Genomic DNA, 21,043 nt, shown 5'->3' with positions numbered 1-21,043 from the left:
GAGGGATCATGTGAAAGATTGGGTTGGCAAAATACTTATCGCGACATCTGCTATTTTAATTGCATTAGGCAGTTCTTTCTCGCCTATTTCGGTTGCTGCTAGTGCAGCGTCTTTTAATGATATAAGCACGAGCTATGCCAAAAACGAAATTATAAACTTGTATAACAAAAAAATAATAACCGGTACATCAGCAACCAGCTTCTCGCCTAACAGAGCGGTAACAAGGGCCGAATTTATTGCCATACTAAACCGTTTATTGAAACTAGAGCCCGTAGCCAGTCCAATTACTCCTTACAACGATGTGGTGCAGAATGCTTGGTACTATGGCTTTATACAAGCTGCTGTTCAACTTGGAATTGCGAAGGGCACATCGGCAACGGCCTTTGCGCCTAACCAATCCGTTACTCGTCAGGAAGCAGCCGTGTGGATGGCAAGGGCATTGAAACAAACAGGCAATAAGCCGATTTCGAGCACAGCGTTTAAAGACGGAGACCAAATTGCGGATTGGGCGAGTGCATCCATTTCTGAAGTTCAGAAGCTGGGGGTAATAAAAGGCGACATGACGGGCCATTTCAGACCGACTGATCCTATATCAAGGCAGGAAACGGCTGTATTGATGGATCGGGTTTTGCAAAAGGACAGTTGGGTCCGTGAGCTTGAGGCAAAGCCGAATGAACGAATTATTCTTGGATGGCAATATGGACAAACGACGGCACAATATCAAAATAATATTTTACAATCAAATGTGAATACGTTGTCTCCTCGTTGGTATTTCACGAATGGAACGAGCGATATAACCAATACGACAGATACAACGCTCATTGCGTGGGCGAAGAAAAATAATAAGCAGATTTGGCCTATGGTCGGCAATAGATTTGACCAAGAAGCTACGCATCAAATGTTGACGACTGCAACAGCTAGAGACAAAGTTATTAATCAATTAGTAGACTCCGTGAAAAAATACGGTTTACAGGGGCTCAATATTGATTTTGAAAATGTGGCTCCAAAGGATCGTCAATCATTTACGACGTTTATTACTTTATTAGCTGAAAAACTCCATGCCCAAAAGGCGGTGTTATCGATAGATGTTTCCCCTGATCTAGGTACGGATTGGACGGAGGCCTTCGATTATGCCGCACTTGGCAAGCAAGCCGATTATATGGTCATGATGGGATACGACGAGCATTATGGCGAGCTTTCTGGCGCAGGCTCCAATGCTTCACTTCCTTATGTCACTAAAGCTGTGAATACGCTTCTTAAGGTTGTGCCAAGCCAAAAGGTTATTCTTGTTTTGCCCTTCTACAATCGCGACTGGACATTGAAACCGGATGGTTCTGTATCTTCCTCGGAATTTATTACGCTCACGAAACAAAACGAGATGATGAAGACTTATTCCCTTAAGCCCGTTTGGGATGAACCATCAGGCCAATATGTTGCCAGCTATATGAAACAATCTATGAAGCATACGATTTGGCTTGAGGAAGGCCGATCGTTAACAGCCAAGTTTGCTTTAGTCGCCAATCAAAAATTAGCTGGAACAGCCTATTGGTACATCGGCGGGGAAAGTAAAGACGTGTGGCAAAGCTTACGCAACGCAGAGAAGTATTATGATTATTCCTTTTCTTCTCCATAATAACGGGATTATTGAGAGTAGGCCGTCCTTAACAGGATGGCCTATTTGATTTGGAGTTCCTTGTTTATAAGAACCATCTACAAATTTACGGGGATAGCTCTCCGACATGGATTAAGGTCTCTTAAGATTGGACGCCATAGAGCTGGCGAGCAGGCACTTTCTAGCGTATCAAGCAGGGAGCTTTATAAATTAAAACTCTACCTCGTGTCGATATGTGCAAATAACGCTCGTTGTGTATGTAGAGACTGATACCAAATTGTAATTGAGGCTGAATCGGTCGAACTCTACATGAAGGAGGAAGTTATAAATGAAATTTATGATGATTGTAAAAGCAACGAAAAATTGTGAGAGAGGTACACCTCCAAAACCTGAATTGCTCGAAGCAATGGTGCGGTACAACGAGGAATTGGTCAAGGCAGGAATTTTGCTTGCAGCTGACGGCTTGCATCCTAGTACAAATGCCATTCGAATTTCCTATCCGGTAATGGGCGGCAAACCGGTCATTATGGACGGACCTTTCAGTGCAGCGACGGACATTATCGCAGGATATACACTAATCGAGGCAGTATCTAGGGAAGAAGCAATCGAATGGGCGATGCGGATGCCCGATCCTCATGGACTCGGCGAGGGGCAGATTGAAATCCGCCAAGTGTTGGAAGTTCATGAGTTGACGGACAGCCCTCAACTGCTCCAAGAGCATAATGTGCTAAATGATGCGCTTAAGAGCCTTTCCCGTTCTTAACCGACTATGTTGCACGCCAGCGCTATAAAACAGGATTTCTGCCGCCCTTTATGGGGCGGTTTTTTTATTGGGGAGTCATTTGATCGAGTGATCGCGAAAGCTTATTTTCAGAAGTTGTCGATCTTGCCGTCAGCGGTTCGTCGTTATTTATAGAAGCAAGAAGCAAGAGGAAGCAAGCATGAACACAAAGTAGAGGAGAGTTGAACATGAATTTCATAACCTCAAAAGACGGAACCAAGTGCTTGAAGGAACCGAAAGCGCTGTTTGGCTGCGCTACGGTGCAAAGGAGACTGCTGACATGCTGCCAAATGCGAAGCTGTTAAGCAAAAAAAGGTCTCGGCCATTCTAAGCAATTAAATGCAAAACTCATCCCTTCGGAGCTAAATATCTTTTTTCAAAAAAACTAATGATAAGAGAGGAAGGATTTAAATGAAACACAATTATAGGACAAGATTATTTTTGCTTGGGGGAGCCATCTCCGCACCTTTGTTTTTCCTCATTGCAATTGCACAGGCATTTACTCGTACAGGATTTGATATCAAGCGTCATGCAATCAGTACCCTTACTTTGGGCGACTTGGGATGGATTCAAAGCGTTAACTTCATCGTAACGGGCTTATTAGCCATTTTGGCCGCTATTGGGGCGTACGGTTTATTCAAGAAAGGAAAAGGTAGAGCAGGTTTATGGCTAATTGGAGTTTATGGAGTCGGCATGATTATGGCAGGGCTATTTAAGCCCGACCCCGGTCTTGGATTTCCTTCAGGTGCTCCTGAAGGTCTACCGACTTCAATGAGCGGCGAAGCGGCGCTTCATTCCTTGGCATTCTTCATGGCTTTTATTTGCTTGATTGCGGCAATGGTTGCGTTCTCCCGGCGTTTCCGCGTACTAGGTGAACGAGGCTGGGGAGTCTACTGCCTTTTGTCTGCGATCCTCGCACCACTGCTGATTGTTGCAGGCATGGTTATCAGCAGCTTTGTTGGCGTCATTATGGCGATTGCTGGAATGATCGCTTTCGGTTGGGTTTCTTCTTTAGCCGCTCGACTGCTGAATGAAGGTAGCTAACGGATACGATAGGGCAGCACATATCAGCACTTCCGATTAGATATTCATTAAAATCAAGTGTATTTTAGCCCCTTAGGTATTCATTTAGATTAAATTTAAAATAATAGTAAAGGAAACTGCTGGATCAATCGGACGGTCACGATAGCGGACTCACCTTTATTATAAATATTCGTTGACAGGAATATTCCTATTAAGGTATATTTAAATCAAGAAATAATAATACAAATTATTTGGAGGAATTCATATGACGTCCAATACGGATAATAAAGAGCTAGTCATTACTCGTGAGATTGATGCGCCGCGCGAGCTTGTATTTCAAGTATGGTCTGAGGCAGAGCATCTGAAGCAATGGTGGGGACCAAAAGGGTTTGAAGTCATTGTAAAGCATCTTGATTTTCGCGAGGGTGGATTTTTCCACTATGGCATGCAAGCACCTGACGGCAATCAAATGTGGGGGAAATTTGTGTATCAGGAGATCAAGTCTCCCGAGAAGATTGTTTGGCATAACAGCTTTTCGGATGAGGCGGGCAACATCATCAGGTCTCCATTTAGTGAACTAATTCCGCTCGAAATTCGCAATGAAGTTACCTTTAGCGAAAATAATGGTGCAACTACAATGACCCTTCGCAGCAGAGCGATCAATGTTACCGAAGAAGAGCGCAGCTTCTTTGAGGGAATGTTCGACTCGATGAACCAAGGCTTCGGGGGAACTTTCGATCAGCTAGAACAATATGTGTCGGAGCAAAAAAATTAAACGAACTGAAGACGTCCAACAGGGCGTCTTTTTTAGTTGATCATCGATAGTGCTACCGTAAATGTCGTCCCTCCGAGACTTGAATAGAATATGACAAGGGAAGGCAGCGCTGACAGGTAGGAAAGGGATTTTGTTGACAATGATAATTATTATCATTTAAACTATAAGAAAATGTTATTAAAGCGAGGGAGAGGTAGCAATGGAGCTGGAGCCCCGGGTCAAATTGTGGAACTATTCTCATATACGCATCATGGATATACGCAGCGTTCTCATGAGACAAGGGGAGATGTTGAACGACTATCGCTTGCCTTCGAGCGCCTTTTTATATGTGTCGCACGGCGAAGCCGTTATTCAGTGGGAGGAGGAACGGATCGAGGCTAAGTCGAATGTGCTGCTGCATGGCGGGAAAGGACTTCGCCTGGCGATAACGCCAGAAGTCGACTTTCACTATTATATGATCCTCTACAAGGGCTCGTTCCCTATGCCTGCACATCAGGAGCTGCACTATCTGATGGAGACAAACAACCCGTTTCAAGACCGTTTCGCTATGACAGTCAGCCAGCCTGTATTTATGCAGGGCAAGTTGATAGAGATGGACAAGCACTGGAGCCAGCCGGACGCGCGAGGCAAGCTGCTTGTTCGTTCCAGCTTCTATCAATTCATTCATGAGCATCTGAGGCAATTGGAAGAACAGGGGATTCATCCTGTTGCCTCGGATCTTGTCTCGCAGGCGGTTCGATATCTGGAGGAGCATTACAGCGAGCCCATTACGCTGGAGACATTGGAAGAGCTGCTGGAATGCAATTCACGCATGCTGCTTAGAAAATTCAAATCGAAGTGGAATACGACTCCAATTGATTACCTCATTCAGTTCCGAATGGACAAGGCCAAGGAGCTGCTATTGCATACGGGGATTCCCGTCAAAGATATTGCGGTGAGCGTCGGTTATGCCGACCACTATTATTTTAGCCGTTTGTTCAAAAAGCATATCGGCATGTCTCCGATCCAATATCGGACAACCGCAGTTAAAGATAGTGCGATGTCATATGATCCATCTCGACTGTCGAGATTGTCCATTGTCGGAAGAAGGCTGCAACGGTATATTGGTAGTGGTATTAATAATCATTATCAATACAATAAAGAAGGAGATTTTACTATGTACAGCAAGTCCAGACGTTCTTTAGCCATTTTGGTCATCTGCTTCGCTATGCTTCTAGGAGCTTGCGGAGGCGGAACAGCCAATTCGAACAACACAAACGGGGGATCGGCCAGCCCTAGCAATACGGCAGCTGTGTCGCCATCGCCGACTGCTGAAGCGAATGCGACCGAAAGCCGGGTAGTCAAACATGCGATGGGTGAAGAAACGATCGTTGGAACACCGGAGCGCGTTGTTATTTTGACAAATGAAGGTACTGAGGCGTTATTGTCATTGGGCATCAAGCCGGTAGGCGCCGTACAATCTTGGGTGGGAGACCCATGGTACGAGCATATTGCCGAAAGGATGGAAGGCGTAGAAGTCGTCGGCGACGAGATTCAGCCTAATATCGAGCTCATCGCAAGCTTGAAGCCGGATCTGATCATAGGCAACAAAGTAAGGCAGGAAAAAATATACGAGCAGTTGAAGCAGATTGCCCCGACGATCTATTCGGAAGATTTGGCAGGCGACTGGAAGATCAACTTCAACTTGTATATGGAAGCACTTGGAAAGAAAGAAGAGGGAGAGCGGTTGATGGCTGAATTCGACAAGCGGGTCGAAGAGGCTTCGGCTAAGCTGACAGATAAGCTGAATACGAAAGTGTCGGTTGCTCGCTTCTCGGCGTCCCAAGTCCGTATCTATCAGAAACAAACATTCTCCGGCGTTCTTCTAGAACAGCTCGGCTTCGCAAGACCGGAGTCGCAGGATAAGGATTCCTTCATGGAAGTCATGTCGAAAGAAACGATTCCGAGCATGGATGGGGATGTGCTTTTCTACTTCGTGACGGAGAAGGCAGGCAGTACGGATGCAGCGAAGGTAGTAGAGGAATGGATGAACGATCCGCTGTTCAAAAATCTTAATGTCGCCAAAACCGACAAAGTCGTTCCGGTAAACGAAGCGATTTGGAACACGGCAGGCGGTTACGAGGCGGCGAACTTGCTGCTGGATGAAATCGTTGCTTATTTCGAAACGAAATGAGAGAAGCGCAGCGGTAAATAAGAAAAGCCGCTTGCCCGTGTAAAGCACAAGCTGACGTCCGTCGATTGACGGTGTCGGCTTGTTTGCTTGAGCAGGAGGCAGCGGATACGAGGAGATACGATAATGGCAGAACGGACCGCCAAAAACATCCGGCTGACGGCAGGACTGATAGTCGGCATCGCCTTACTGCTCGCGAGCATGCTGGCTAGCGTCCTGTACGGCTTGCACACATTTGGACTTCACGATTTATGGCTATCGTATAATAGATTCGACGGGTCCAACGAACATCTCATTATTACGAATACAAGAGTGCCAAGAACGCTGATTGCCGCCTTGGTCGGAGCGAGCTTGGCCGTTGCGGGGGCCGTTATGCAGGTGCTGACGAGGAACAGCCTGGCTTCGCCGTCCTTGTTCGGGATTAATTCGGGAGCTTCGTTATTTGTTGTTGCCGCGCTTGCGCTATGGAGCGCATCCTTGTCGTTAACGAATTTAATCTGGTTTGCGTTCGCGGGAGCTGCTGCGGCAGCCTGTCTGGTCTATCTGCTTGGCACTAGGGGCAGCGCTCTGGAGCCTTCCCGACTCGCGCTCGCCGGCGCATCGATTGCGGCGTTCGCTTCGTCGATGACTTCGGGCTTGATCCTAATCAACAAGCAGTCGCTGGAAGATGCGCTGTTCTGGATGATCGGTTCGGTTTCAGGCAGAAGCATGGAACATTTGGAACTGGTGCTGCCCTATATCGCGGCCGGTATGCTTTGCTGTGCCTTGCTGCCGGGAGCTTTGAACGTTATGGCACTTGGCGACGAAAGCGCTCAAGGGCTTGGTCTGCGAAAGAAATACGCACAGTCGCTAGCCGTTGTCGCCATCATTCTCCTCGCCGGCAGCGCTGTTGCAGCGGCTGGGCCGATAGCGTTCGTGGGACTCATCGTTCCTCACCTCTGCCGAGCGATTGCCGGCAACGATCATCGATGGCTGCTTCCGTACTGTGCGGTAGCCGGAGCGCTGTTGCTAGTTGCAGCCGATACGCTTTCCCGATTCATTATTCCAGGAAAAGAAATTCCAGTCGGCATCGCGACGGCTATCATTGGCGTACCGTTCCTCATTAGAGTAGCGAGAGGGAGGAAGCATGGGTAATTTACAGAGAAGACAGGGAATTGTTCTTGCTGTATTGACGGCTGGCGTACTGGCGACAGCGCTTGTTTCCTTGTCGCTTGGTTCCGTTCGCGTGCCGCTTTCTGAGGTTCTGATTTCACTGTTGGGCAACGGAGACGGACAATTCGGTATGATTGTAATGCAATTCCGGCTGCCGCGGGTTATCGCGGCTATTCTGGTGGGAGCCGCGCTGGCCGTTGCGGGAGCGCTGTTGCAAGGGGTAATGCGCAATCCGCTTGCTTCTCCCGACGTGCTTGGCGTTACAGGCGGAGCTTCAGTCAGCGTCGTAGCGTTCATGACGTTGGCAACGGGAGCAAGCGTTCATTGGATCCCTTTTATTGCAGTGGCTGGAGCGCTTGTTGCTGCGGCGCTTAATTATGCATTTGCTTGGCGCAAGGGTGTATCCCCTTTCAGGCTGGTTATGATCGGCATTGGCATCTCGACGGCTGCCGGGGCTTTAACGACGCTTTTATTAATAAGCGGGCCTGCTTACTTGGCGGCTCAGGTGCTGAATTGGACGACGGGAAGCATTTATGGCACCAACTGGTCTTATATCAAAATGCTATGGCCTTGGGTGGCATTGTTCCTTCCCTTGTCGCTGCTTTGCGCGAGGGAGCTGAACGTTCAATCGCTTGGAGAGGAAACGGCTCTTGGCCTTGGCAGCAGACTTCAGCGGAGCAGATTGCTAGCCTTAATCATTAGTGTTGCGTTGGCAGGAGCCGCCGTAGGCGTTGCTGGAGCGCTGTCCTTTATCGGCTTAATCGCCCCTCATATGGCAAGGAGGCTGGTCGGTCATGACTACCGCTTCCTGCTGCCCGCATCGGCTTTGACGGGAGCAATTGTTCTGTTGCTTGCGGATTTGGCGGGGAAAATGCTGTTTGAGCCGCTTGATATACCGGCGGGCGTCTTCACGGCAGGAGTCGGCGCACCCTTCTTCATGTATTTGCTGTTTCGTCGAACAAGGCGCCCCCAATAGGGCCGCCTTGTGGAATAAGTTATTTCACCGCGTTAATAGTTCCGATGTCCGCTATAAGGCAATTCCTTGAAAATAGGAACTGCCTTTCTTTGATTTGAGCAGAAACCCAGTTTGTTTCTGTACAATCATCGATGACACAAGGGTCGCTACTCTTTATTTTTCAAAAAGGTTAGTATTCTATCTGCTTGGTTAACGATGAGATGGCCCGTATCCGGCAGCAACTCGATCTTGGCTCGTTGGGCAAATTGTTTAAGTCGCGCAATACTTTTGCTCGCAGGTATTAATTGATCCGAATCGCCAAAAAGCATTAAAATGGGCATAGTTAATTGAGAAAGGGACTGATCAGTCATTAGCGGCATTTTTGCTGTTCGCGGTTTGAAATATTTAAAAGTAAGTGATGAGAGTGCAAGCTCTTCTCCCAATCCGGATAACGATGATGAAGAAACTTGCGCACCTACTAATTTGAGCGTTTGCAGCCCGCCCCATTTTCCAAGGAGTGAGAAAAAAATCGCTTTCCATAAGAAACTGGCTTTTTCATGGGCAAGGCCGCCGGGACAAAGCAATACCAAATGATCAACCTTATCCGGATAGGTAGTGGCGAAACGAAGTGCCATCCAGCCGCCTAATGACATAGCTGCAATTGAACAAGTGTTTAAGCTAAGTGCATCAATTGTCTCATTCAACCATAGAGCATATGCTCCGCTTTTGTAGCTGGGCCGGCTTGCCGCCGATAATCCTGCTTCTCCTATAATATCGATCGCATAGACATTATAGCTCTTAGAAAGTGAAGCTACATCGCCATACCAGGTATAAGAATTCGACACGCTTCCATGGAGGAGGATTAGCGGGGGATTACCCTTTGATCCAGACTCTATGACAAAAGTTGATCCAAAGCTTGTCTCAACTTCGTATTGGCGGTTTTCCACGGGCCAGTCAGCAAGTATTGTTCGGTACTGTTCTAAAACTGCTCGTTTGCCTGCCTCTGACTTATATATCTTTTCCATTACTTCTCACCTTCTTTACTATTTCATAAGCCATTCATCTATTTTTTGACCCTCTATTTCACTACCTAGATCGTTCTATTCTGTTTTTTCCTCGACTGCTTCGTTTTCAAACAACTTGCGGCGCGTTTCACGAACCCAATTAAGTTCATTAGTATAGGTTGAGATAATGTTTTCTGAAATCATTTCCCATATTAAGCTTTCCCTAGCGCTTCTATTAGGTGAATAAAGAGCACGTCTGTATTTCTCATTCTGCATAAACAATTGCAGGTTGATTTCATTTTCATATTTTGAGAGTGCTTCTCCTAATTCTTGATTGCTTAACCTATCTGACCATGCGAGCTGTACCAAAAATGTCTTTTTGATCTCAGGTGCTTCTGGTGTTGACACAAGCCATTTTTTTAGCTCTTGAAGTCCTTCTTCTGTTATCGTATATACTTTTTTGGAAGGAGAGCTATCCTGATGAATCACTTCGCTTGAAACAAAATTTTCCTTTTCCATATTCATAAGAGCCTTGTAAATTTGATTATTATTACCGGACCAATACATGAAGGAGGAATCCTCAAAAATCTTTTTTAATTCATAGCCTGTAGAGGACTTCCAACTCAGTATGCCTAATATGGCTGATTGAATGGACATCATTACACCTCGTTATAAGTAACATAGGTTAAAAGTAACATATGGAATTGAAGCTGTCAATCCTACCCAAATGGGCGTGCAAAAGCAATATGAATAATTAAACCGATATCTAGCCATGCCGATAGTGACAAAAACGTCACGTTGCCTTCTGTTACTTCTATGGTTGCGGTTGGAAAATGCGGCTATAGTCAGTAATAGAAAGAGGAGGGAGAAGCGAATGGGAAACGTTATTCAAACCAAAAATTTATCTAAAAATTATGGAACGACAGCAGTGCTCAGAAATATCGATTTGGTCATAGAGGCCGGGGAATTTACAGCGGTAATGGGGCCTTCGGGGTCAGGGAAATCGACGCTTATGAATGTGTTGTCTACGATCGATCAATTTACCGGCGGTGAGGTTTGGCTGGAGGGGAAGCCGCTGCTGGATTTGAATAGAGGATCGCTGCGGCAGTTCCGGCAAGAGCGTATGGGGTTTATTTTTCAAGATTACAACTTGCTAGACACGTTAACGGTGAAGGAAAACATTTTGCTGCCGCTTTCGCTGCGCAAGTTCAAGTCTGAGGAGATGGAGGCCAGGCTGAAGCACATTTTGCAGGCGCTAAATATTGAGGGGATATTACATAAGTATCCGAATGAAATTTCAGGCGGGCAAAAACAGCGCGCTGCCTCGGCGAGGGCTATCATTACGAAACCGGCCATTGTATTTGCCGATGAGCCGACAGGGGCGCTTGATTCACGATCGGCGACTCAATTGCTGGAGCAGCTGGTCGGGCTCAACGAAGCTTTTGGCACAACGATTATGATGGTCACTCATGATATCTATGCCGCGAGCTATTGCAAAAGGGTCATTTTTCTGCGCGATGGGGGCATTGTAAATGAGCTTTATGCGGGTGATCAGACCCAGAAGGCATTCTACGACCGTATTCTGGAAACCCAAAGTTTATTGGGAGGCAATGCGCGATGAGTCTGCTCGATTTAACGATTCGGAACGTAAAGCGTAATTTTCGGCTCTATACCCTCTATTTATTTTCAATGATCGCGGGTGTCATCATTCAATTTACGTTCTCGTCTCTCATGTATAACGAAGGAATTATGGATGCGCTGCAAAACCGCAAAAACTTCCAAACAGGTGTAGCCATTGCGTCAGTTGTCGTCTTTATCTTCATCATTTTCTTTATTCTGTATGCCAATTCGTTCTTTATGAGACAGCGTAAAAAAGAGTTCGGAATGTATTTGCTGTACGGCTTAAGCGAACGTCAAATTACAGTGATGGTATTTTATGAAACGCTGTTTATAAGCTCGATTTCTCTGGTCGCAGGGGTGCTGCTAGGAGGGCTGCTGTCCAAGCTGTTCGGGATGCTGCTGATGAATCTCATGCAGTATGATCAGGTCATTTCGCTATCGTTTCCTATACAAGCGATCCTTTCCACAGCAGGACTGTTTTTGTTGCTGGCCCTCGTCATCAGCGTACAAAGCTACTTGATGGTGAACCGAGTGCAGCTTACGGAATTGTTCCATGCCAAGCAGAGGTCGGAGAAGCCCGTCCGAATCTCCGCCGTTATGGCGCTGCTCTCCTTGCTTCTTCTCGGTATGGCTTTTGCTTTAATCAGCAGCGGGAAGGGTTCCGTTTTCTGGCAGGACTACGCAACGTTGAGCTTGATTGCCGTCTCGATCGGAATGATTGGAGGAACGTATTTGTTTTTCCGCCAGTTTGCAGGGTGGCTGCTTCGAACGCTAAGCCGTCGCAAAAGCTACCATGAAGGCAATACCGTGTTGTGGACCTCCTCCTTACGTTTTCAAATTAGGGGCAACACCTTGAATTTAACGTTTATCTCCTTGTTCAGCGCGGCAATCATGATGTTAATGTGTTTTATGACCGTTAACTATAAGGTGCAATTCGATGCGGTCGCAATAAATTTGCCGAATGATATAGCATTCCAGTCTATCGATGAACCGACAAATGCTAAAATCGATGATTTGATCAAAAGCTCGAAGCACAACATTAACTTTCATCTGACGCATGAAGGTTTAATAGCTTCGCCTGTAACGGATATGACTATCGCTGTGGACAATCCACAGTATTACACAGCGGACATTTTGCTAGTATCCCAACGGAACTACAACGAGCTGATCGATAAGCGGGGTCATAAGCAAAGCGTAAAGCTGCAAGGAAATGAAGCGGTCTCTCTATCGCAAGGCTCGGATTTTCCTGCCCGGTATTCACCGGGAGAGCAGCCTAGCTTTACCGTCAAGACGGATACGGAAACGACTTTTAAGTTGACCGAGAAAAAAGACTATGCCTATCTCGGCTGGGCTTCGGACCCCGTTCTTTCAATGGTCCATAAGCCTGCGGTGTTCGTGATCTCCGATACAGCGTATCAAGACTTGTCCGGTCATGCGGCTGCCCGGTCATTTGAAATTTACGACATTGGCGACGCGAACACAGCGGGGGAGCTCTCGCAGCAAATACACGCCATTGTAACTGGGACGCCGGGAGCTTATTACTCTTCGTTCGCGGATGTGTATTCTAAGCAGATCGAAGGCTCGTCCTTAATGCTGTTCGCCAGCGGGTTCCTTGCGCTGATTGCGATCTTCGCGTTAGCCAGCGTCATTTATTTCAAGCAATTGCGCGAAGCGACCGATGAAAGGCTGCAATATACGATTCTGCGGAAAATGGGCGTAGACAACCGGCAAATAAAAAGCGTCATTCGCAAGCAGCTTCTGTTCGTCTTTTTGCCGCCAATTGTACTCGGCGTCCTGCATAGCTGGTTTATTATCAAGTATTACATCTTGGAATCTGTACAGGGTTTCCCCGGACTTACAGGCGTGGTATGGGGCATTATGGGTGTCTACTTCTTCATTTATTTACTGTTCTATGTCTCTTCCACGAATATCTATTATAAAATCGTAAGCGATAAATTGTAGCAGACAGCAAAAAACGCAATGAACCTCTGCGGGTCATTGCGTTTCTTCGTTGTTTTTTTGCAGAATGCTCAGGTAAGGATCATGGTTTTTCGGGAAGTGGATCGTAAATTCGGTGAAGCGGTCAACCTCGGATTGGCATGTAATGTAGTGCCCAAGCTTCCTCGACAGCTCCTGAGCCAGATATAAACCCATGCCTGTCGACTTGATTAACGCGCGTCCGTTTGTACCGGTGAATCCCCGGTTGAATATTCTCGGCAGATCTTTACTAGCAATGCCAATGCCATTGTCGCGGATGATGAGCAGTTTCTCTTGCTGCGTGACCTCGGTGGAAATGGAGATTTGCCCCTTATCGGCGGTATATTTCAGGCTATTTGTCATCAATTGATTGAGAATAAAAAGCAGCCACTTCGGATCGCTTTGCACGAAAAAGGATTTTACGTCCAATTGAATGCTTATTTTTTTGGAAATGAACGTTTTGGAGTGATTTTTGACAACCCCTTTGGATAGCAGCTCTAAATTGCAGTTCACAATCTCATAATCCTGATTGAAGCTGTCGAGCTTGGCGTAGTACAAGGCTTGATCGACGTAGTGTTCAATTCGGGATACCTCTTCTTCTACGCTTTTGGAATCGATCTCCGTTTGCTGCATTAACCGCAAAACAGAAATAGGTGTCTTTATTTCATGAAACCACGAGACTATGAAGTCATAATATTCTTTTTGCTTATCCTGCACCTCATTTAGAGTACGAATATGCTTGATCTCCAGCTGCTGTGCCGCCTCGCGGTGAGCTTCGGCCTCCAGAGACAACGGTTCAGTATCGTCATCGCGCATGTGGCGGATAGCCTGCACAGTCTTCAAATAGCGATGGAGCAGGAAGGCGGCCAGAAAGAACAGGCTCAGTGTCAGCGCATAAAAGAAATTGTGCCAGCGCCACGTCACTTGCGGATCTGTCGCAAACAAGGCAATCGTTAGAAGGATGCCTGTGGCATACAGGTAAATGTACGGCCGTTCATACTTCAGAAATCGCCAGAATCTCATTCGATGAGATACCCCATTCCTTTGCGCGTAACGATGAAGTCCTCGATCCCTAGAAGCGCAATTTTGCGCCGCAATCGGTTCACGTTAACGGTTAGCGTGTTGTCGTCCACAAATTGCTCATCATTCCATAACATTTGCATCAAATCGTCCCGGGGGACGATCTTGCCAATATTTCGCATCATCGTTTGCAAAATAATGAATTCGTTCCGCGACAGCTCTTCGGTCTGCTCGCCGTATTGGATGGTGGAATTGGACAAATGAAAAATAAGCTGACGATGGGCGATTTGAAGGCTCTCATCCTGATAGGTGTAATTGCGACGCAGCAATGCGCTCACCTTCGCCACGAGTATACCGAGGTCAAACGGTTTCTGCACATAATCATCCGCGCCCATATTGATCGCCATAATGACGTCCATATTCTGATTGCGTGAGGAAAGAAAAATAATAGGCACTTTGGAGACGGAGCGGATTTGCTGACACCAATAATACCCGTCGTACATAGGCAGATTAACATCCAGCAGCACCAAATGCGGTTTTTCGTTCACAAAGTCTTTTAATACCTGTTCAAAAGAGGACAGCTCAACGACCTCATATTGCCATTTGCGCATCGTCTCAGCTACAATCCGTCTGACCTTCTCGTCGTCTTCTACGATCATGATTCGAAACAAATGAATTCCCCCAACCTGCAATGGATAAGCATCAAGGCCGCATGAGCGGCTTAATAAAATTGAGAAATCTATTGAATAGTTTAGCATATTAAATCGAGGGATGGGGGAGGGAGAACGGGAATGTTGACTCAACATAAACAGCCCTAAGCGAACGACGCTTTGGGCCTTATCTAATTCTGATAGATGGACATATAAACTCAGGAGCTTAGTGGAATATACGTAACGCTACGTTAGATTCCTTTTTAATAATATGGCTGCGAATGTTGGAAGCGAGTTTATACGCCACTTTCCCGGTCAACAACAATATCCGGCACAGCGGAATGAAGCATTTCAAGCGCTTCTTCACCCGAACGGGCAGTGCGAATGATCGTGATGTTGGATTTGATTCCAAGCAACGTTTCTTAACCTTCGAGCAAAATGGTCTAATCATCCACTAACATAACTTTTATTTTGCGCTCCTGCTCCATGTAAGCCCTCCCTTGCAAGAGGCATCTCAATATGGAGGGTAAACCCGTTCATCGGTTCGCTTTGTATTTGAAGTTGTCCTCCTATTGCGGTAATCCTTTGCTCCATGGTCGTTAAACCAAATCCGAATGTGACCGCTTCACTGCCTCTTCCATTGTCGCTAACGGTAAGCTGAATGATGTCCTGTTGCTCCATAACGGTGACTCTTATTGTATTTGGGTGCCCGTGCTTTATCGCATTGGTAATCGACTCTTTAATTGCATTAATGATAACGTACTCTTGAAGAGAGAGTAGGGGGCTTGTGACCTCGTAGTTAAAAATAAAATGAACACTCGTCTGCCTCGTAGTATCTGTTAGCATGTTATGCAGCCTTTCTTTTAGACTAAGGGTGCTCAAGCTGCGGTCCTTAGCTTTTAATTCTTTGACGACATACCGGATATCTCCGAGGCCTTGTTTCATTTGTTCACGCGCGCCTTTCATTTTTTGGCAGGCGGCTTCTGGGTTTTGAGCAAAAAGCAGCTCGGCCCCTTCTAGTGCGACAATCGCTGTCGTTAACGTATGGCCAACCGTATCATGAACCTCTTCCGCGATCCGATTTCGCTCCCGGAGAGCGGCTACTTCTTCCTTCATTTTAGCTTCTTGAACTAGCGCCTTGTTCAATCGTTGCCCCATCTCTTTTTGATTTAAAAGCTGCTTAACGCTCCAAACCGAAATCATCACACATGAGTAGTTCAAAAAAGTAAATACACTTTGCAATAGAGTTTGCCCATTCGGATACAACAAATTAATGATTAGATAACCGCCATAGGCAAATGAAAATGCGTACCATGGCCTATAGTTCAATAGAAGATTAATTATAAAAAGATCAATAACGAACATTTCAACACCGGATTTGCTAGGGAGAAATAATAGAATAAGAAAAATAAACTCAATAAGAGGTAAGATGCCTGCCAGAAGATGATGCTTCGGATGAGTGGAAAACAGCTTGGAGTGCCTCAGGAGGTACAGACCAATGACCATAATGACCATTTCTAATCCCCGGAATTGGGATGAAACAAAATAGGTGAGGATGAGCGAGAAATAAAAAATGGCCAAAACATGATAAAAAATAGAAAATATTTTCGAATTGTTTAGTGTTTCAACGGTTGACATTCGCATGTGTCTACACATCCTTTGGATGTTAAATAATGCCCTTTTTATTTATTCTACTTTAGATAATTCAATCCTTTAATGGGAAAAATAAGTTTTTTTCAAATGTGACGGTCGTCACTTATCCTATGATGCTTTTGTTTACTAAAGTTGATTATGGGAGGCAGGTTAGACGAAGGGATGTTTACAATTTGTCCGCAAGTAATAGAGGGAGGGATCAACCTAATTTGGTAATTGAAACGACCAATTTTATTTAAAAGGGAGATGCAAAAATGATGGTGAACGAGGCAAAAAAATGAGTTTGGTGCTTTTGGCCGTTATTGCGCTTCTATTTCTTTCAACGCTCAAGCGTCGGCGTACTGGCCTGGTTACACAGTGATTCAAGATTCGCCACCTAGAAAATAATTAAGCCCTGCGATTCCAATTGGTTGGAGCCGCAGGGCTTTTGATTATGAAATGCGCTGCAGATTTCTTATATCAACGTTGGCATAAGAAACTCCATTGAAGGTAATATCAATTTTGTAGAAGCCGGCCGGTAGAGTGCCGATATCGATTTGATGATAGCTGTATCCGCTTGCCGGTACAGTAAACGTATGCGAGGATCTGTACGAGTAGGGGTCATTCTGGGCGTACTTAAAGTAGACGGTTACGACTGCAGTTTCTGTAATAGGATGGGCTTCAATACCTAGATTAAGCTTGTAATAGCCACCAGCGCCCGGATTGATTTGACCGTACATCGTATCGGTAAAAGCAGCGGATGCTGACGCCGAAAAGGCGAAAAAGGCTAACAGCACTAGGAAAATCGCTTTTCTCATCGTATTCACCTCCTCTCGATTCGTATTCTTTCTACTTTAGTTTAGTTGAGTGCCTGGATGTCGGGAAGTGCTTAAAAGACTAGAAAAACTGTATACAAATGTCGAAAACTATCTAATTTTGTAATATGGATAAAACGTCCTGATGATGGTTGTCTCAAGCCTATTTCGAAATAACTAGACTCATCATTGAACTTGCTCATCAGCGTTTGCCAGGCGGGGGAGGACAATGTACGATCGGAAAACAGCGGAAGCACTGGAAGGACTTCGCGATGAAGCAAGTGGATATTTTGGCGGATGTTTTGACTAAGGGTCGTTAGAAGACACACTACTTGATCTGAATCCCTAGGCTGAATTGGACTTCGCAACATTGCAATCTTTTCAAAATACCTCTTTTTAGGTATTCAGCAATAAAGATTATTCCATTAAGGTAGAAGATACAGGTCAAAATCAGAGAGGAACAGGTGAGAACGATATGTCATTTCTCGGCGCCTTTTTGGGTATTCTTCTGCTTGGAGCGGTCATCTATTGGAAAATATGGTGGGAGGACGGGTCTAACATTGGCTGGAAATTTATGAAGTGGTATTTTGCTCTCTTTTTTGTTGTAGCTTTGATCACAGGGGGAATTGCTCATTTTGCATTCTAAATGAATGATGAAGATAACGCTCACCCGAACAATTAGAGGACGTTTTATGCCGATAGGTCTGAATGGCTGAGCGGTTAATGAGAGTAGAGGGAGCGTTAAATGAGTAAGAGCATGCCGCAGCGCGACATGCTCTTTTTTTGTCTGTACACTTTGGGCTCCGTTAACTTTTCGATAAAAATTATTGAGCAGTATAGCCGCCGTCAACAAGAAGATTTGTACCAACTACGAAGGAAGCGTCATCGCTAGCAAGGAAAACCATCGCGCTTGCGATTTCTTCAGCGCGTCCTAGGCGGCCGATCGGATGCAAACTGACGAGGCGGGCGCGCATCGCTTCATCAGAGCTGCTCAATATCGGCGTGTCGATGAAGCCTGGGCATACGGCATTGACGCGAATGCCGTGCTTGGCATAAGAAATGCCGAGCGAACGGGTCATATTCGCTACTCCGCCTTTCGCCGCGTTGTAGGATGTCAGGTTCGGCATGCCGACGTGGCTCATGATGGAAGCCGTGTTAATGACGGCGCCTCCTGTGGACTGTGCCATCATTTGCTCAATGGCGTATTTGTCGCAGAGGAATACTCCGGTCAAATTAATGTCGATCATTTGCTTCCAACGATCCAACGTGTAATCTTCGATCGGAGTGGACGCATGACCGATGCCAGCGTTGGCAACCATGATGTCGAGCTGGCCGAAATGCTCAACCGTCTTTGCAACCAAATGCTGCACGTCCGCTTCGCTGGAGACATCCGCTTTTATATAGATCGCTTCGCCGCCAGTGCTAGTCAGCTCGCTGATGAGCTCGTCCGCTTGAGGTGCGATGTCACTGACGACTACCTTTGCGCCTTCTCGAATGAAGCGTTCTGCGGCTGATTTGCCGATGCCCGACGCTCCGCCCGTTATGATAGCGACTTTACCGTTTAGTTTCATAGGATTATTCTCCTTTATCATTATTATTTTGCGGTTGCCCCGCCGTCTACGACCATTTCGGTACCTGTAATGTAGGCAGCTTCATCCGAAGCTAGAAATACAACCATGTTTGCGATGTCATCTGGCGCTCCCACTCGTTTCATTGGAATGCCGGCAGCAAGTTGATCCGTTGTAACATGAAAGCCCGACGCGACCGCATCGCCCATCTCCGTCTGGATGACGCCGGGATGTACCGAGTTGACGCGAATTTGATCCGCCGCCAATTCAATAGCCGCATCTTTAGTCAAAATGCGTACGGCTCCTTTGCTAGCCCCGTATAGGGAATGATTGAGTTGTCCTTTTAGTCCGGCAATAGAAGAGGCGTTAATAATGGAGCCGCCTTGTCCCGCGCGCATCTCCGGCACGACATGTTTAATGCCGAGGAAAACGCCAATGACGTTAATGCCAAGCAACCGCTGCCATTCCTCGACGGAGTAGTCGGGAATCGGCTTCGCGCTGTATATTCCTGCATTATTGAACAAAGTATCGATGCGGCCAAATTTTTCTTTCGCGGTGCGGACGACAAGCGCCCAATCTTCTTCTTTTTGCACATCGTGTTTTACGAAAACAGAATGTCCGCCGCCGATGGATTGGAATTCCTGTTGTGCTGCGGCGCCTGCTTGTTCATTGATGTCGGTAAATACAACATTTGCGCCATGTGCAAGAAACTTCTTCACCGTCGCTTTACCGATGCCGTTAGCACCGCCAGTGATAATTGCTGTTTTGCCTTGAAGTCTCATATTGAATCTACTCCTCTAGCTGTAGAATGAATGGTGCTGAAAGGTCCAAAAAACAGTCAACTTAACAATGACCTGCAATCGCCAATATTATACTGCTGGCATTACGATTAGTATAATTAATATAATTTACTGTAATATTAGAATAGCTAATGTTATAAGGAGGAAAACGGCGTGAACTTGGAGCAGTTGCATTATATCGTGGAGGTAGCGAAAACCAAATCGCTGTCGGCGGCCTCGAATAATTTGCATGTGTCGCAGTCGGCGCTTAGCCAATCCATTGCAAATCTGGAGGCTGAGCTAGGCATTCGCATTTTTCAGCGTTCTCGATTGGGTTCTCGGCCGACACCCGAGGGCATGCCCATTATCGCAAAAGCTCTCGAAGTCATCGGCAAGCTGCAAGAGATGAAAGAAGAGGCGAGGCAGCTATCCCCCTATCATGAAGCGGAGCTGCGAGTAGCATCTTTTCCCGCTGCGATGAAAACATTGCTTCAAACGGTGTCCAGCATACGCAAAGATTATCCGAACGTGACCATTCGAATTATCGAATCGGGATCTAAGGAAACGTTAGAAGCGATCCGGCACAATAAAGTCGATATCGGTCTAATCGGCACCAAACAAAACGAGGACAATTTGGGAACGGGGATCGCATTTGATCCCATTTGGGAAGGCAAAATCATTTGCGCCGATTGGGAAGAAGCCGTAACGACGAACGCGGGAGGCATTTCTCCGGAAGAAATGCGGCAGAAAACGTTTGTATTGTATGACGAGGAATACATTCATGAGTTCATCCTCAAATATACGAAAATGCATGGCCCGCTGAACATTTTGTTCACAAGCAACAACCCGATTGCAATATCGACGGCTGTAAAGGAACGTTTAGGGGTGACGATCGGGTATGATTTTTCATTTTTGGAAAGACTGAACGGGAATACGGTTTTGCGGGAAATTGAACAAATGGAGCAGGAACAACCCATCCTGTTGGGATGGGCTCGCTCCGAGACGAACAAGGAAACGCATATTTCCAAAACGTTTATCCAACGCTTTGCGCGCCAGTTTCAACTCAGCAATTTGAATTAATTTATTCGATTTTCATTCAGTTGTGTAGGAGGCGCTCCCATGATGCGGGAGAATGCATCTCTAAATCCGCTGCTGGAATGGTAACCTGAAGCTAATTGCGTATCAATAAGTGCCCTGTAGTATTCAGCTTTGTGCACTTCGCTACGAATCATGACTACACCTTCACCCTATAGAATTGTGTTTATTATACCCTGATCCTTTGGCGTCGGTAGCCGAAAATCAGGCATCTATTTCAGGTCAAAAAGAACAAGCGACTGAGCTTTCCCGGCGGTCGTTTTTTTGCCTATTTGGTGGAAATTCCAAAAAAGAAAAAAATGTTAAATCGACTGCAACATATTCAGAAATGGAAACGTAATATAATTGTAATATTTCTGTAACATACATTTTGTGGAAGAGAACAGAGAGAACGTCATTCGAAATTTTAGGGGGA

At 46.1% G+C, this 21,043-nt stretch carries 19 protein-coding genes and 1 pseudogene; 11 read left to right on the top strand and 9 right to left on the bottom strand.

From position 1 onward, the window contains the following. Nucleotides 1–10: 10 nt before the first annotated feature. From ACFQZE_RS15015 to ACFQZE_RS14985, 7 genes are all read left to right on the top strand, one after another. On the top strand, nt 11–1,633 hold the full coding sequence (locus ACFQZE_RS15015) for an S-layer homology domain-containing protein (RefSeq protein WP_379358363.1): 1,623 nt from the start codon (nt 11–13) through the stop codon (nt 1,631–1,633). Nucleotides 1,634–1,940: 307 nt separating this feature from the next. Next, complete coding sequence (locus ACFQZE_RS15010; protein ID WP_379358362.1) at nt 1,941–2,375, top strand: YciI family protein; 435 nt, start codon at nt 1,941–1,943, stop codon at nt 2,373–2,375. Nucleotides 2,376–2,804: 429 nt separating this feature from the next. Then, nucleotides 2,805–3,437 (top strand): DUF998 domain-containing protein, encoded by a 633-nt coding sequence (locus tag ACFQZE_RS15005; protein WP_379358360.1) that lies wholly within the window; start codon nt 2,805–2,807, stop codon nt 3,435–3,437. Nucleotides 3,438–3,681: 244 nt separating this feature from the next. Then, nucleotides 3,682–4,191 carry an SRPBCC family protein gene (locus tag ACFQZE_RS15000; protein WP_379358358.1) on the top strand — a complete coding sequence of 170 codons (510 nt, stop codon included), beginning with the start codon at nt 3,682–3,684 and terminating at the stop codon, nt 4,189–4,191. Between the two features lie 199 nt (nt 4,192–4,390). Beyond that, nucleotides 4,391–6,364, top strand: coding sequence for an ABC transporter substrate-binding protein (locus tag ACFQZE_RS14995; RefSeq protein ID WP_379358356.1), 1,974 nt, complete (start codon nt 4,391–4,393; stop codon nt 6,362–6,364). A gap of 123 nt (nt 6,365–6,487) precedes the next feature. Beyond that, the gene (locus ACFQZE_RS14990; RefSeq protein WP_379358354.1) at nt 6,488–7,495 is read left to right on the top strand and encodes a FecCD family ABC transporter permease; all 1,008 of its coding nucleotides are present in this window, start codon (nt 6,488–6,490) and stop codon (nt 7,493–7,495) included. Further along, nucleotides 7,488–8,489, top strand: coding sequence for a FecCD family ABC transporter permease (locus ACFQZE_RS14985; protein ID WP_379358352.1), 1,002 nt, complete (start codon nt 7,488–7,490; stop codon nt 8,487–8,489). The genes ACFQZE_RS14990 and ACFQZE_RS14985 overlap by 8 nt, the downstream gene beginning before the upstream one ends. A gap of 146 nt (nt 8,490–8,635) precedes the next feature. Here ACFQZE_RS14985 and ACFQZE_RS14980 read toward each other — a convergent pair whose 3' ends face one another. Both ACFQZE_RS14980 and ACFQZE_RS14975 read right to left on the bottom strand, forming a co-directional pair. Continuing rightward, nucleotides 8,636–9,493, bottom strand: coding sequence for an alpha/beta fold hydrolase (locus ACFQZE_RS14980; RefSeq protein WP_379358350.1), 858 nt, complete (start codon nt 9,491–9,493; stop codon nt 8,636–8,638). Between the two features lie 75 nt (nt 9,494–9,568). Further along, a complete protein-coding gene (locus ACFQZE_RS14975; protein WP_379358348.1) occupies nt 9,569–10,132 on the bottom strand; it encodes a PadR family transcriptional regulator in 564 nt (187 codons plus the stop codon). A 214-nt stretch (nt 10,133–10,346) separates the two neighbouring features. Between ACFQZE_RS14975 and ACFQZE_RS14970 the strand changes: the two genes are divergently transcribed. After that, nucleotides 10,347–11,093 carry an ABC transporter ATP-binding protein gene (locus ACFQZE_RS14970; RefSeq protein ID WP_379358346.1) on the top strand — a complete coding sequence of 249 codons (747 nt, stop codon included), beginning with the start codon at nt 10,347–10,349 and terminating at the stop codon, nt 11,091–11,093. Continuing rightward, a complete protein-coding gene (locus ACFQZE_RS14965) occupies nt 11,090–13,054 on the top strand; it encodes an ABC transporter permease (RefSeq protein WP_379358345.1) in 1,965 nt (654 codons plus the stop codon). The genes ACFQZE_RS14970 and ACFQZE_RS14965 overlap by 4 nt, the downstream gene beginning before the upstream one ends. 33 nt (nt 13,055–13,087) lie before the next feature. Here the strand turns inward: ACFQZE_RS14965 and ACFQZE_RS14960 are convergent, their stop codons facing one another. From ACFQZE_RS14960 to ACFQZE_RS14945, 4 genes are all read right to left on the bottom strand, one after another. After that, nucleotides 13,088–14,092: a sensor histidine kinase gene (locus ACFQZE_RS14960; RefSeq protein ID WP_379358344.1), complete on the bottom strand. Its 1,005-nt coding sequence runs from the start codon at nt 14,090–14,092 to the stop codon at nt 13,088–13,090. Then, complete coding sequence (locus tag ACFQZE_RS14955; RefSeq protein WP_379358343.1) at nt 14,089–14,760, bottom strand: response regulator transcription factor; 672 nt, start codon at nt 14,758–14,760, stop codon at nt 14,089–14,091. The genes ACFQZE_RS14960 and ACFQZE_RS14955 overlap by 4 nt, the downstream gene beginning before the upstream one ends. A 426-nt stretch (nt 14,761–15,186) precedes the next feature. Next, nucleotides 15,187–16,254, bottom strand: coding sequence for a sensor histidine kinase (locus ACFQZE_RS14950; RefSeq protein ID WP_379358342.1), 1,068 nt, complete (start codon nt 16,252–16,254; stop codon nt 15,187–15,189). A 569-nt stretch (nt 16,255–16,823) separates the two neighbouring features. Beyond that, a complete protein-coding gene (locus ACFQZE_RS14945; protein WP_379358340.1) occupies nt 16,824–17,189 on the bottom strand; it encodes a hypothetical protein in 366 nt (121 codons plus the stop codon). Nucleotides 17,190–17,661: 472 nt separating this feature from the next. On the opposite strand from ACFQZE_RS14945, the gene ACFQZE_RS14940 reads away from it, so the two are divergent. Continuing rightward, nucleotides 17,662–17,832 carry a hypothetical protein gene (locus ACFQZE_RS14940; RefSeq protein ID WP_379358338.1) on the top strand — a complete coding sequence of 57 codons (171 nt, stop codon included), beginning with the start codon at nt 17,662–17,664 and terminating at the stop codon, nt 17,830–17,832. Between the two features lie 178 nt (nt 17,833–18,010). Here ACFQZE_RS14940 and ACFQZE_RS14935 read toward each other — a convergent pair whose 3' ends face one another. Together ACFQZE_RS14935 and ACFQZE_RS14930 are read right to left on the bottom strand one after the other, a co-directional pair. Then, nucleotides 18,011–18,757 (bottom strand): SDR family NAD(P)-dependent oxidoreductase, encoded by a 747-nt coding sequence (locus tag ACFQZE_RS14935; protein ID WP_379358336.1) that lies wholly within the window; start codon nt 18,755–18,757, stop codon nt 18,011–18,013. Between the two features lie 23 nt (nt 18,758–18,780). Then, a complete protein-coding gene (locus ACFQZE_RS14930) occupies nt 18,781–19,536 on the bottom strand; it encodes an SDR family NAD(P)-dependent oxidoreductase (RefSeq protein ID WP_379358333.1) in 756 nt (251 codons plus the stop codon). A 171-nt stretch (nt 19,537–19,707) separates the two neighbouring features. Between ACFQZE_RS14930 and ACFQZE_RS14925 the strand changes: the two genes are divergently transcribed. Continuing rightward, nucleotides 19,708–20,613, top strand: coding sequence for a LysR family transcriptional regulator (locus ACFQZE_RS14925; protein WP_379358331.1), 906 nt, complete (start codon nt 19,708–19,710; stop codon nt 20,611–20,613). A 2-nt stretch (nt 20,614–20,615) separates the two neighbouring features. Here the strand turns inward: ACFQZE_RS14925 and ACFQZE_RS14920 are convergent. Continuing rightward, nucleotides 20,616–20,729: pseudogene (locus ACFQZE_RS14920) on the bottom strand (bifunctional transcriptional activator/DNA repair enzyme protein Ada); the annotation flags it as partial. Nucleotides 20,730–21,043: the final 314 nt, after the last annotated feature.

It is taken from the genome of Paenibacillus sp. GCM10027627 (genome assembly GCF_042675505.1).
GTDB lineage: Bacteria > Bacillota > Bacilli > Paenibacillales > Paenibacillaceae > Pristimantibacillus.
This window is presented reverse-complemented; position numbering and strand designations above follow the sequence as displayed.

Bases quoted from the DNA above. Each gene is read 5' to 3' on its own strand.
- ACFQZE_RS14930 (WP_379358333.1), bottom strand. From the start codon at position 19,536: ATGAGACTTCAAGGCAAAACAGCAATTATCACTGGCGGTGCTAACGGC.
- ACFQZE_RS14990 (WP_379358354.1), top strand. From the start codon at position 6,488: ATGGCAGAACGGACCGCCAAAAACATCCGGCTGACGGCAGGACTGATA.
- ACFQZE_RS14975 (WP_379358348.1), bottom strand. From the start codon at position 10,132: ATGATGTCCATTCAATCAGCCATATTAGGCATACTGAGTTGGAAGTCC.
- ACFQZE_RS14950 (WP_379358342.1), bottom strand. From the start codon at position 16,254: ATGGTCATTATGGTCATTGGTCTGTACCTCCTGAGGCACTCCAAGCTG.
- ACFQZE_RS14940 (WP_379358338.1), top strand. From the start codon at position 17,662: ATGTCATTTCTCGGCGCCTTTTTGGGTATTCTTCTGCTTGGAGCGGTC.
- ACFQZE_RS15000 (WP_379358358.1), top strand. From the start codon at position 3,682: ATGACGTCCAATACGGATAATAAAGAGCTAGTCATTACTCGTGAGATT.
- ACFQZE_RS14960 (WP_379358344.1), bottom strand. From the start codon at position 14,092: ATGAGATTCTGGCGATTTCTGAAGTATGAACGGCCGTACATTTACCTG.
- ACFQZE_RS14945 (WP_379358340.1), bottom strand. From the start codon at position 17,189: ATGAGAAAAGCGATTTTCCTAGTGCTGTTAGCCTTTTTCGCCTTTTCG.
- ACFQZE_RS15010 (WP_379358362.1), top strand. From the start codon at position 1,941: ATGAAATTTATGATGATTGTAAAAGCAACGAAAAATTGTGAGAGAGGT.
- ACFQZE_RS14935 (WP_379358336.1), bottom strand. From the start codon at position 18,757: ATGAAACTAAACGGTAAAGTCGCTATCATAACGGGCGGAGCGTCGGGC.
- ACFQZE_RS15005 (WP_379358360.1), top strand. From the start codon at position 2,805: ATGAAACACAATTATAGGACAAGATTATTTTTGCTTGGGGGAGCCATC.
- ACFQZE_RS14965 (WP_379358345.1), top strand. From the start codon at position 11,090: ATGAGTCTGCTCGATTTAACGATTCGGAACGTAAAGCGTAATTTTCGG.
- ACFQZE_RS14980 (WP_379358350.1), bottom strand. From the start codon at position 9,493: ATGGAAAAGATATATAAGTCAGAGGCAGGCAAACGAGCAGTTTTAGAA.
- ACFQZE_RS14985 (WP_379358352.1), top strand. From the start codon at position 7,488: ATGGGTAATTTACAGAGAAGACAGGGAATTGTTCTTGCTGTATTGACG.
- ACFQZE_RS14995 (WP_379358356.1), top strand. From the start codon at position 4,391: ATGGAGCTGGAGCCCCGGGTCAAATTGTGGAACTATTCTCATATACGC.
- ACFQZE_RS14970 (WP_379358346.1), top strand. From the start codon at position 10,347: ATGGGAAACGTTATTCAAACCAAAAATTTATCTAAAAATTATGGAACG.